8 protein-coding genes are annotated in these 12,510 nt (G+C 40.3%); 7 read left to right on the top strand and 1 reads right to left on the bottom strand.

Annotation, left to right across the window (positions count from 1 at the left end):
* Positions 1-63: 63 nt before the first annotated feature.
* On the bottom strand, positions 64-3,291 hold the full coding sequence (locus tag HWV58_RS07280; protein WP_175633449.1) for an amidohydrolase family protein: 3,228 nt from the start codon (positions 3,289-3,291) through the stop codon (positions 64-66).
* Between the two features lie 73 nt (positions 3,292-3,364).
* On the opposite strand from HWV58_RS07280, the gene HWV58_RS07275 reads away from it, so the two are divergent.
* The 7 genes from HWV58_RS07275 to thrS all read left to right on the top strand — a co-directional run bounded on the left by HWV58_RS07275 (position 3,365) and on the right by thrS (position 12,510).
* On the top strand, positions 3,365-5,257 hold the full coding sequence (locus HWV58_RS07275) for a RecQ family ATP-dependent DNA helicase (RefSeq protein WP_175633448.1): 1,893 nt from the start codon (positions 3,365-3,367) through the stop codon (positions 5,255-5,257).
* Between the two features lie 24 nt (positions 5,258-5,281).
* Positions 5,282-5,833 carry a hypothetical protein gene (locus HWV58_RS07270; RefSeq protein WP_175633447.1) on the top strand — a complete coding sequence of 184 codons (552 nt, stop codon included), beginning with the start codon at positions 5,282-5,284 and terminating at the stop codon, positions 5,831-5,833.
* Complete coding sequence (locus tag HWV58_RS07265; RefSeq protein WP_175633446.1) at positions 5,833-7,140, top strand: MFS transporter; 1,308 nt, start codon at positions 5,833-5,835, stop codon at positions 7,138-7,140. The genes HWV58_RS07270 and HWV58_RS07265 overlap by 1 nt, the downstream gene beginning before the upstream one ends.
* Before the next feature lie 21 nt (positions 7,141-7,161).
* Complete coding sequence (locus HWV58_RS07260) at positions 7,162-7,899, top strand: (Fe-S)-binding protein (protein WP_175633539.1); 738 nt, start codon at positions 7,162-7,164, stop codon at positions 7,897-7,899.
* Between the two features lie 217 nt (positions 7,900-8,116).
* Complete coding sequence (locus tag HWV58_RS07255) at positions 8,117-9,025, top strand: hypothetical protein (protein ID WP_175633445.1); 909 nt, start codon at positions 8,117-8,119, stop codon at positions 9,023-9,025.
* Between the two features lie 131 nt (positions 9,026-9,156).
* Positions 9,157-10,248 (top strand): acyltransferase family protein, encoded by a 1,092-nt coding sequence (locus tag HWV58_RS07250; RefSeq protein ID WP_175633444.1) that lies wholly within the window; start codon positions 9,157-9,159, stop codon positions 10,246-10,248.
* A 336-nt stretch (positions 10,249-10,584) separates the two neighbouring features.
* Positions 10,585-12,510, top strand: coding sequence for a threonine--tRNA ligase (gene thrS, locus HWV58_RS07245; protein WP_175633443.1), 1,926 nt, complete (start codon positions 10,585-10,587; stop codon positions 12,508-12,510).

The raw sequence follows: 12,510 nt of genomic DNA, 5'->3' as shown, positions 1-12,510 counted from the left end.
CCATGTAAGACTTATAAGCTCAGATCTTCTGTTGGGCCAAAAGTCTTACATGGTGTTTATATATTAATCACAATGAGGAACAGTGAAAGTCCAGGTTTCTGAATCTCCTGTTGGGATGATAAAGCCATTTCCTCTCGTGTTCTCGAACCACAATTTGCCTCTTAATTTTTCTCTGGTACCCACCTCGTTCATGGTTGCACTATCGTAAAGGCGGCCGTTAATCATTACATACTTAATTTTCTCCGAATTGCGGATGTCATCAAGTGGGTTGGCATCCATAATAACCATATCGGCCAGTTTACCTACCTCTAATGATCCGATTTCCTTGTCCATTCCTAAATAATGTGCACCATTTAAGGTAGCCGATTTAATGGCCTGTAAAGGTGAGAATCCGCCTTGAACCAGCATCCAAAGCTCCCAATGTGCACCAAGTCCCTGAATTTGACCATGTGCACCTAAATTAACTTTGGTACCACCATCTGCAATCTGTTTTGTCGCTTTTGCAATATCGATGTGGTTGTAATCACTGTACTCTGATGTCGTCCGGCGACGTGCCCTGGCATCAATAATCGAGCGTGGTGTGTAGGTCATTAACTTTTCGTTTTCCCAAACATTGGTTCTGTCGTACCAGTAGTTTTCGCCCCACTGACCACCGTAAGCCACAATTAAAGTAGGGGTATAGCCCACTTCAGTATTGTTCCAAAGCGTGGTTACATCTTTATAAACCGGCAAAACAGGGATACTGTGCTCAATTCCGGTGTGTCCATCGGCAACCATATTCATATTAGTAAAGAAAGTAGAACCACCTTCGGGTACCACTTCCATTTTTAGTTGCCGGGCTGCTTCTAAAATCTGCTGGCGTTGCTCACGACGGGGTTGATTGTACGATTTTACCGAGAAAGCACCTACAGCCTTTAACCTGCGTAAATTGGCCAATGCGTCATCCAGGCTATTAATGACGACTTTGAAATCACCGTCAGCACCATATAAAATAGAACCTGTTGAATATACCCTTGGTCCAACCATACGACCGGCTTTAAGCATTTCACTCTGGCTAAAAACCATTTCTGTATTGCTCGATGGATCGTGCGAAGTGGTAACACCAAATGCCAGGTTAGCCATGTAGCTCCAATCGTTTTGCGGGGTAACCCCATCAGGACTGGTACGCAAATGCGCATGCACATCAATAATACCCGGCATAATTGTTTTGCCGTTTACGTCAATAACCTTAGCGTTGGCAGGGATGGTTACAGCATCAACTTTGCCAATGGCGGTTATTTTATTACCATCGGTAAGTATCGTTCCGTTTTCAATTACTTCTTCACCTTTCATCGAAATGATACGGGCACCTTTTAAAGCTACAATTCCGGTTGGTAAATCCGATTTAAGCACCAGATTAATATCGGTTGATGTAGCCTGCGTTTTTGGTGTGTTGCCATCAAAGTTGAAAGCACTGTTTACATCAATGCTGTAATATTTTGGGCCTAATGTCCAGTGCAGGGTTTTGCTATCGGCGCTCCACTGAATATAAGTACCACCATCGGTAGTAACTTTGGTTACAGGAATCGCTTTATTTCCTGCCGAAGCATCCTGGGCAGCACCAATATTAATCATCGGGGTGATATACACATTAAACAGCTCGTTAAAAGCCACCCATTTGTTATCCGGACTAATCACGAACTGGTTTGCATATTGAGAAGTGAAATGAGTACGCTCATTGGCACCATTTAAATCGATACTTTTAAGTGCTTTTTTACCATCGGCATAACTTTGGAAATAAATGCGGGTATCGGTGTTGTTAAACTGCGGACGGATGCCGTTCTCTGATACTAAAGTTTTGGCACCTCCATTGGCAGCCATCATAAAAATACCGGTTCCGCGGCCATAGTTATAACCTAAAACATCGTTGCCGCTTCCTTTTCTGAAAACAATTTTATCGCCTTTGGTTGAATATTGGGGAGAATAATAAAAGCCTTTTTCATCACTTAAAGTAATGGTTTTGCCCGATTTATAGTCGGTTCTTTTAATGGCACCGCGTAATTCATCGCTCCAGGTGGTGTAAACTACATATTTACCATCGGGACTAAAAGCAGGTTCAAATTCAAAATCCAAACCATTGGTTAATCGCTCAGGTGTTCCGGCTGGTAGTTCCTGTTTATACAAATAACCTGCAGCATTAAAAACAATAGTTTTTCCATCAGGCGAAGTCGTAAGCTGCCTCAACATTTTGGCCGAAAACTCATTGCTGAAAACCTGTTGCTCAAAGTGTAGCGCTTGTTGAACCGTTTGAATGGTATTGGCCTGAAAAGGAATGGTACTGTTAATTAATGTGCCGATTTCGGTTTTCCTGATTTTGCCTTTTGCATAATAGATAAGGCTTTTGCTGTCTGGTGTCCAGGCAAAGTTGGGATAAACCCCGAAAATAGCCCAGGTTTCCTGCTGATCGTGAGATAGTTCTTCACTTACCGGCCATTCTTCGCCGGTTTTAAGGTTTTGTACATATAAAGTAGATTTTAACCTCACCCGTTTTACAAAGGCAATCAGGTTACCATCTGGCGATGCCTGTGGTCTGCATGCGCCACCTTGTTCGTTAATTAAAGTGTTTAGTTTACCTGTGGTTAAATCCAGCTGACGAATGGCATAAATTGTTCCGTTGGGATCTTTGCTGTATTCGAAATTCGGGCCGGGGCTTACATCTTCACTAAAGTAAACATATTTTCCATCAGGCGAAACATTCGGCTCGCCTGCATCCTGCTGGTCATTTTTACGTTTGGTTAACTGAACACCATCGCCGCCATTAATGCTGTACATCCACATTTCGCCTGCACCTAACGAACGGCCTGCTGTAAAGTGTTTACGCGCCACAATATATTCGCTGTTAGGTGTCCAGGTAGCATTGTTCAATAACCTGAAGCTTTCTTTTGTGATCTGTTTCTTTCCCGATCCGTCGCGGTTCATGATCCAGATGTTATCGCCACCGCTTTTATCGCTGGTATAGGAAATGTATTTTCCATTTGGACTAAAACGTGGCTGAACATCCCAGGCAATACCGCCGCTAATTAGTTTAGCTATACCGCCGGTAACAGGCATTACATAAATATCGCCCAATAAATCGAAAACAATTTCCTGTCCGTCTGCACTTACGTCGAGATTCATCCAGGTGCCTTCGTCGGTATTTAAAGTAAAGTTCTTGGTTGTTCCCTGGTATTTTTCGATATCCCATTTTTTTTCCTGGGCATTCGAATTTAGAAACATTAGGGTGAGGGCAGAGAGAAAATAAAGGTGCTTCATCAAATTTTTGATTAATTGTGCCGCAATTTAGGCAATATCAATAGCTTTTTTATAGTTTTGATATCGCCGATTTATGACAGCAATAGACATTTTACAAAAATATTGGGGATACCAGGCTTTCAGGCCACTGCAGGAAGATATTATTGCTTCGGTTTTAGAAGGGAAAGATAGCCTGGCGCTTTTACCAACAGGAGGAGGGAAATCGATTTGTTTTCAGGTGCCGGCATTGGTAAAAGAAGGGATTTGTATAGTGGTTTCACCATTAATTGCCCTGATGAAGGATCAGGTAGAAAATCTGAAAGCAAAAGGGATCGAAGCCATTGCCATTTACGCAGGTATGGGCAAACGAGAAATCGATATTTTGTTGGATAACTGTATTTACGGCAAGATTAAGTTTCTTTATTTATCGCCCGAAAGATTGCTTTCTGACCTGGTTCGTGTAAGGATTTCTTACATGAATGTGAACCTGATTGCTGTTGATGAAGCCCATTGTATTTCGCAGTGGGGTTATGATTTCAGGCCACCTTACCAGCAACTGGCTAAACTCCGCGAAATCCACCCGAATGTTCCGGTACTTGCATTAACGGCTACAGCAACGGCTTTTGTGCGTGAGGATATTGTGGCCAAACTCGAGATGAAAGATCCGCAGGTTTTTATTAAAAGCTTTGCCCGCGAGAATTTAAGCTATGTGGTTTTTGGCAATGAAGATAAATACAAAAAACTGATTGATATTTGCAGCAATGTAAAAGGCACAGGCCTGGTTTATGTACGTAACCGCAGGGAAACAGCAGAAGTAGCTAACTTTTTAAACCGTAACCAAATCAAGGCCGATTATTACCATGCGGGCCTGGAAAGAGATATCCGCTTTCAGAAACAGGAAGACTGGAAACAAAACAAAACCCGTATCATGGTGGCTACCAATGCATTTGGTATGGGGATAGATAAAGCGGATGTGCGTACTGTGGTGCATTTAGACCTGCCCGAAAGTTTAGAAGCTTATTATCAGGAAGCTGGCCGTGCTGGTCGCGATGAAAAACGGAGCTATGCAGTGCTGCTGGCTAATCAGTCTGACGTGTTGAGTCTCGAATCGCGGTATCTGGATAGTTTTCCAACACCTGATGAAATTAGAAAGATATACCACTACCTGGGCAATTACTTTCAGCTGGCTTTTGGAGCAGGAGAGGGACTTACCTTTTCTTTCGATTTAGCTGATTTTTGCAAACGGTTTAATATTAGTGTTTTAAAAACAATTTCCGGTTTAAAATTTCTGGAACACGATGGTTACCTCACCCTTTCCGAAAGCGTGTTTTTGCCTTCACGCATCATGTTTATTGCCAGTCATGAAGATATATACCGTTTCCAAATCGAAAATAAGGCTTACGATGGCGTGATTAAAACCGTATTGCGTTCGCACGGAGGGGCTTTTGATGGTTTTGTGAAAATAAATGAGGCAGACCTCGCCAAACGAACCGGTTTATCTTATCGCGATGTTGTAGCTTTATTAAACAAACTGCAAGTGCTTGAACTGCTTACCTATATCCAGCAAACCGATCAGCCACAATTGCAATATATCCGCGCACGGGTAGATATGGATCATTTCGATCTGGATGTAAAATACCTGGGCTTAAGGAAAGAAATTTTACACAAACAAATTAACGCCGTAGTTAAATATGCATCCTCTAACATTTGCAGGAGCATACAGCTGCTTGAGTATTTTGATGAACAAAATGCTGCTAAATGTGGTGTATGCGATGTTTGCCTGGCCGAAAAAAGAGCAGAGAACCAAAGCCAGCTGATTGATGAAATAGAATTCGAGATCATTTCGCTGCTGCAACAAGAGCCACTTGTGCTTGATGATTTGGTGATGAATATCAAAAATGGCGCTGAAAATGAACGCATCGAAATCATCCGCGAATTATTAGATGCTGGCAAGATAAAAACGGATGGAAAGAAATATTATATTTAACAGATATAAGCGAAAAATGTATTTATGATTAGTAATGAAAGGGAGTTAATAGAAAAGATAGATTTACATTATGGAAGACATGATTTTTCTGAAAATAAGAATTATGTTGAATTCTCATTTTATGCATGCTTTTACGAACTTTTAAATATAGAGAATTCATACTGGGAAACGAATTTTAATGGAAATGAGATTTTTGAAATCTTAACAACATTGAAAATAGAGATAGATAGAGATTTCTTGATCAAAAGATATAATGATCGGGCTAATAACGATGTAGAAGTATTTCATTCAAATTTCGATGAACAGGTATTTGCTTTTTTTGATTTAGCGAAAGAAGAAACGGATCAGAATGATATGTTTTTTTTCGGTTTAAGATGTCTTAAAAAGGATGAACCGATAATAAATCAAAAACTTTTAAAGATTTATAGAGAACTAATGACCTCATCTCCATTTGAATTTGATATTTTAAATCATAGACTTTATAATAAAACTTTTCGCAGCTATTTCTATTTTTACGATCGAAATTATAATCCATACAAAAGACAGATACACCACCATAACTTAACTGCTAGTTAATGATAGAAAAAAACAATAAGAAAACCATCCGCTCATGGGCTTTCTTCGATTGGGCAAACTCTGCCTATAACCTGGTTATTACCTCAACTATTTTTCCGGCTTATTACACCATTATTACCACCACTAAAGAACATGGAGATAAGGTAACCTTCTTTGGCCGGACCTATGTTAATACTTCACTATCTAACTATGCGCTGTCTTTCGCTTATCTGATTATGGCGCTGGCTTTACCCATTTTATCATCAATTGCCGACAGAAGAGGGAATAAGAAGTCGTTTATGAAATTCTTTACCTATATGGGTGGATTGGCCTGTATTGGCTTATATTTCTTTAAACTCGATACCCTCGAAATGAGTATCATCCTGTTTGCTTTAGCAGCCATGGGGTATATTGGCGGGGTTTTGTTCAGTAATTCTTACCTACCCGAAATCGCTTCTGAAGAACACCAGGATCGCGTAAGTGCGCAAGGATTTTCTTACGGTTACATCGGCTCAGTTTTATTGCAGTTAATTTGTTTTCTGTTCGTACTAAAACCAGAGTGGTTTGGTATCACCGATGCTTCTTTTCCTCCGCGTTTATCATTTTTGCTGGTTGGTGTATGGTGGATTGCCTTTTCGCAAATTCCTTTTTCGGCACTGCCTAATGGAGCCCCGCAAGCTGGCAGGGTTAAAACCAATATTATTAAAGACGGATTTAGCGAGTTAACAAAAGTTTGGCGACAGCTGAAACAGATTCAAAAATTGAAAGGCTTTCTGTTTTCTTTCTTTTTCTACTCGATGGGAGTACAAACCATTATGCTGGCGGCTGCAGGCTTTGCCGAAAAAACATTGAAACTGGGCACAGCTAAACTAATTGCGGTAATCCTGATTATCCAACTGGTAGCTATTCCGGGCGCTATGCTCATGTCTTACCTGGCCAAAAAGATTGGTAACGTAAATGTGTTGATTATGGTTGTATTGGTTTGGATTGGTTGCTGTGTGTACGGTTATTACATCACGAATGAGTATCAGTTCTATTCACTTTCGGCTATTGTGGGTTTAATTATGGGCGGAATCCAGTCATTATCGCGTTCTACCTATTCTAAATATTTACCTGTTGACACACAGGATACGACCTCATTTTTCAGTTTTTACGATGTTACCGAGAAACTGGCTATTGTAATCGGCTTATTTAGTTTTGCTTACATAGAAGAAATCACAGGAAATATCCGTTATTCTATTATCGCCCTGGCATCTTTTTTCATTATTGGTTTAATTCTTTTGTTTGTTTTGAAAAAAATCGAACGCAAAGAAGCACCAAAATTGTAAGTTTGTAGGCTAAAGAATATGATGAAAGTAGAATTATTTGTGCCCTGTTTTGTAGATCAGTTATATCCTGAAACCGCTTTTAATACCTTAAGATTGTTAGAGAAATCGGGTTGCGAGGTCAGCTATAATTCAAAACAAACCTGCTGTGGACAACCAGCCTATAATGCTGGTTACTGGGATGAAGCCAAACAGGTAGGTACTAAATTCTTAAACGATTTTTCTGAAAACACTTATATCGTAGCACCATCGGCCTCCTGTGTAGGTATGGTAAAAGGTGGTTTTAACGATCTGTTTACCAATACCATTGTACACAACAAATGCCGGAGTTTGCAATCGAATATCTGGGAGCTTTCCGATTTTCTGGTTAAAGTGGCTAAGAAAGATTATTTCGGGGCCGAGCTTGAAGGAAAAGCTGTTTACCACGATTCGTGCAGTGCTTTACGCGAATGTAAAATTAAAGACGAACCCCGTCAGTTACTTTCAAAAGTACATGGTTTGGAAATGATCGAAATGGAAGATACCGATATGTGTTGTGGCTTTGGCGGTACCTTTGCGGTTAAATTCGATGCCATTTCTTCGGCAATGGCCGAGCAAAAAGTAAATCACGCCATGGCGCAAGGTGCCGATTATATCATTTCGACCGATTTATCCTGCCTGCTGCACCTGCAAGGTTATATCGATAAAAACAATCTACCCATAAAAACCATGCACATTGCCGATGTACTGTGTAATGGCTGGCTGGAAAGTACAGAATACTAATTCCAAACCTATCAGGCTTTAAAAACCTGATAGGTTTTTTTATGTAAAAGCGTTTGTAAAAAATAAATTACAAGGGAGATTTTTAGCCTTTAATGGGCTCGTTTAGTTTATCTTACTGTTTTAATTAACAATTTTTAACAAGCTTTACGTTAAATCTAAAATACCTTTGTTAAACCTTTTAAAGGCTTTAAACTCTAACTAACAAATTCAAAACAAAATGAAAAAAATATTCATCGCTTTATTGGGTGTTTTATCGATTGCGTCGGTTGCAAACGCGCAAAAGAAAAAAACTTCAGGAGCTATACAATTCGAAAACACGATCGATCCAGCTGCTATGGCATCTGCCAATGGTATCCAGTTAACCGATCAGATGAAAGCCAGAATGCCTTCATCGAGCAAAAGCAATTTTGAGTTATTATTTACCGCAACCAATGCGAGCTATATGCCGGTTGAAGAAACCGAGGATAGCAATGGTGCAGGTGGCGGTGGCGGCGGCATGGGCCGGATGATGATGCGTTTTGGTGGTGGCGGCGGTAACCGCGAGTACTACTATACTTTCGCTGATAAAGGTTTAATCGAGGTTTTCGACCTGAACGATACGACCTATTATATGCCAAGCAAGTTAACCCTTGCCAGCTCCGGACCAATTTCTTCCTTCAGGATGGGTGGTGGTAATCCAAACGATACTACTAAAGCAAAACCAGCACCGGCTCCAAAAATTGAAGTGGTTAAAACGGATTCTACTAAACAGATTTTAGGTTTTACCTGCCATCAGGCTATTGTAAGATCAACCAGGGCCATTAAAATTTTAGATATGGATAAAAACGTGGTTGAAGAAACTAAAATCTGGTACACCAATGATTTGGGCTTCGATTTTTCTCCTAATCCAAACATGTGGACCGAAGGTGCAGTTTTAGCTATCGAAGGCAGAGGAAACAGTTCAATCGCTAAAAGCATTGAGTACAGAAACGTAAGCGCTAAAGATGTAACTGCTCCAAAAAAAGCAAAACTAATTACCGCAGACGAGTATAAAACTAAAATGGATAACATGATGAAACGTTTTAGACAAAACAGACCAGGTGGCGGTGCAGGCCAGGTAAGGGTATTTGGCGGCGGCGGCAATTAAGCGCATACAAACAACAAAACATAACAGCCTGTTCCATTTATGGGGCAGGCTTTTTTTGTATCATTTTTGAAAATATTAATTGTAATACTGACATATTTCCTATTATTGGCCTCAGATATAACCTAACCAAAGTGATTACAGCAGAAAACAGAACGAACCTACTCAATACTAAACAACATTTCGAGATCTTAGATGGACTAAGAGGCGTAGCCGCCATTATAGTGGTTATTTACCATTTTATGGAAATTGCCATTACAGACTATAACAAGAATTTTCTATCTCACGGCTTTTTGGCTGTCGATTTCTTTTTCTGTTTATCGGGTTTTGTAATTGCTTATGCTTACGATAGCAGAGCCGAACATATCACTTTAATGCAGTTCATTAAACTGCGGTTAATCCGTTTACATCCCCTGGTGTTAATCGGTTCTGTACTGGGACTGCTAACTTTCCTTTTTGATCCTTACAGCGATTTTTACGCCATTTATGGATTTGGCAAAACACTTTTACTGTTTTTAGCTTCTGCATTTCTAATTCCTTATCCGGCAATGCCCGAGCGTTACACCAATTTATTTTGCCTTAATGCTCCTGCCTGGTCGTTATTCTGGGAATATATTGCGAATATATTTTATATCCTCATCCTTTTCAAACTCAGCAAACAGATACTAACTGTATTAACTGTAATAGGAGCGGCCTGCATTTGTTATATAGCTGTGATCCATACCAATGTAAGTGGAGGCTGGGGAGGTCAGAACTTCTTTGATGGCGGTGCAAGAGTACTTTTCTCTTTTATGGCGGGAATGATGGTTTATCGTTTCAACTGGATCATCAAAAATAAACTGGGTTTTATAGGTGTTAGCATCCTGCTGCTGATGGCTTTCTTATTCCCTTACCGCGATCAGTACAACTGGATTACCGAGCCCATAATTGTGATCCTTTATTTTCCATTACTGGTATCGCTTGGTGCAGGAGCTGTGTTAAACCCTGCTTTAAAAAATGTATGTAGGTTATCAGGAGAAATATCTTACCCGCTTTACATGACGCATTATCCCTTTGTGTGGATTTACTTAACCTATGTAGCGGTAGTGAAACCAACAGGCATGATGCTTTTTGGTGTAATTCCTGTTTCGGTAATACTTTTAATTGTTCTGGCTTACCTCATTATGCGCTTTGTAGATGCACCTTTGCGTAAATATTTGAAGGATAAATTTTTGCGTGCCGCTTAATGGTTAACCATATTAGACAAATCAATACATAAAATATATAAGGTCAAAAAGTTGCTCCGTGTTAATCTGTGCATCGGTGGCATTATTGCGCTTTGTCTGGTGCAGGATCGCTGGAAGATTGCCTGCCCGTTGCAGGCAATCTTCGTCGGCTGAAAAAGCCTTCTCGCAATGTCGACCCCGAAAAATCCGTGTTAATCCGTGCCTCCGTGGCATCGTACCACTCTTCAACTAAAACTTGCTTTTTGACCGAAAAACTCCTATATTTGCAGCAAATTAGTATCACATTGTAAGTGATCTTTTAAAACTTTTTTATTAAACTTTAAATCATAGTTGTAGATGATTAACATTACTTTACCTGATGGCTCTGTCCGTCAGTACGAAAAGGGCACTTCTGCCCACCAAATTGCATTATCAATTTCTGAGGGTTTAGCCCGTAACGTATTAGCCGCCGAGGTTAATGGCGAAGTTTGGGATTCAACAAGACCAATCGAGGCTGATTCGTCGGTTAAATTATTAACCTGGAACGATGCAGCTGGTAAATCAACTTTTTGGCATTCATCAGCCCACTTAATGGCCGAAGCTTTAGAAGCCCTTTATCCGGGAACTAAATTTGGTATTGGTCCGGCCATTGAAACCGGTTTTTACTACGATGTAGATTTCGGCGATCAGGAATTTTCTTCTGATGATTTCAAAGCCATCGAAGCTAAAATGATTGAGTTGGCTAAACAAAAGGAAACTTTTGTACGCGAAAGTGTAAGTAAAGCCGATGCAATTAAATATTTCACTGAGAAAGGTGATGAGTACAAACTCGATTTAATTGATGGTTTGGAGGATGGAAAAATTACTTTCTATACTCAGGGTCAATTTACCGATTTATGCCGTGGTCCGCACATCCCGAATACTGGTTTTGTAAAAGCAGTAAAACTGATGAATGTGGCTGGTGCATATTGGAGAGGCGATGAAACTAAAAAACAGTTAACCCGTATATATGGTGTAACTTTTCCTAAGGCGAGCGAGCTTACCGAATATCTGGCAATGATTGAGGAAGCTAAAAAACGCGATCACCGTAAATTGGGTAAAGAGCTCGAATTGTTTGCTTTTTCTGAAAAAGTGGGCATGGGCTTACCATTGTGGTTACCAAAAGGAACTGCTTTGCGCGAGCGTTTGGTTAATTTCTTAACTAAGGCACAGGCTAAAGCAGGTTACGAGCAAGTGGTTACTCCACATATCGGCCATAAAAACCTGTATGTAACTTCTGGTCACTGGGAAAAATATGGTAAAGATTCGTTCCAGCCAATTAAAACCCCGCAGGAAGGAGAGGAGTTCTTCTTAAAACCGATGAACTGCCCGCACCACTGCGAGATTTATAAAACAAAACCGCGTTCTTACAAAGATCTTCCGGTTCGTTTTGCAGAGTTTGGTACTGTATACCGTTACGAACAAAGTGGCGAATTGCATGGTTTAACCCGTGTACGTGGCTTTACTCAGGATGATGCACACTTGTTCTGTATGCCAGAGCAGGTAAAAGATGAGTTTAAGAAAGTAATCGATCTGGTACTTTATGTATTCAAATCGTTGGGTTTTGAAAACTACACCGCACAGGTTTCATTAAGAGACCCTGAAAATAAAGCGAAGTACATCGGTTCTGATGAAAACTGGAAATTATCGGAAACTGCAATTATCGAAGCTGCTGCCGAAAAAGGTTTAAATACAGTTGTAGAATATGGCGAAGCGGCCTTTTATGGTCCTAAGCTCGATTTTATGGTTAAAGATGCTTTAGGTAGAAAATGGCAGTTGGGTACCATTCAGGTAGATTACAACTTGCCTGAGCGTTTCGAACTGGAATATACCGGTAGCGATAACCAGAAACACAGACCGGTAATGATCCATCGTGCGCCGTTTGGTTCGTTAGAAAGATTTATTGCAGTATTGATTGAACATTGTGCCGGAAACTTCCCGTTATGGTTAAGCCCGGAGCAGTTTATCATTCTTCCTATTTCAGAAAAATATGAAGATTATGCAAAAAAAGTTTTAGATGAACTAAATAATTCCGATATTCGCGGGCTGATTGACTTTCGCGATGAGAAAATCGGTCGCAAAATACGCGACGCGGAGGTTAAAAAGATCCCATACATGCTCATTATCGGCGATAAAGAGATGGCAGAAGGAAAAGTTTCTGTCCGTAAACATGGTGAAGGAGATTTAGGCGAAATGACGTTGGAAGAGTTCAACAATTTATTAAGAAAAGAAATAACAGTTTAA

This window comes from Pedobacter ghigonis, from assembly GCF_903166585.1.
Taxonomy (GTDB): Bacteria; Bacteroidota; Bacteroidia; order Sphingobacteriales; family Sphingobacteriaceae; genus Pedobacter; species Pedobacter ghigonis.
Note: the sequence above shows the minus strand (reverse complement) of the source record. Positions and strands in the feature narration are given on the sequence as shown.

Bases quoted from the DNA above. Each gene is read 5' to 3' on its own strand.
- HWV58_RS07260 (WP_175633539.1), top strand. From the start codon at position 7,162: ATGAAAGTAGAATTATTTGTGCCCTGTTTTGTAGATCAGTTATATCCT.
- HWV58_RS07275 (WP_175633448.1), top strand. From the start codon at position 3,365: ATGACAGCAATAGACATTTTACAAAAATATTGGGGATACCAGGCTTTC.
- HWV58_RS07270 (WP_175633447.1), top strand. From the start codon at position 5,282: ATGATTAGTAATGAAAGGGAGTTAATAGAAAAGATAGATTTACATTAT.
- thrS (WP_175633443.1), top strand. From the start codon at position 10,585: ATGATTAACATTACTTTACCTGATGGCTCTGTCCGTCAGTACGAAAAG.
- HWV58_RS07255 (WP_175633445.1), top strand. From the start codon at position 8,117: ATGAAAAAAATATTCATCGCTTTATTGGGTGTTTTATCGATTGCGTCG.
- HWV58_RS07265 (WP_175633446.1), top strand. From the start codon at position 5,833: ATGATAGAAAAAAACAATAAGAAAACCATCCGCTCATGGGCTTTCTTC.
- HWV58_RS07280 (WP_175633449.1), bottom strand. From the start codon at position 3,291: ATGAAGCACCTTTATTTTCTCTCTGCCCTCACCCTAATGTTTCTAAAT.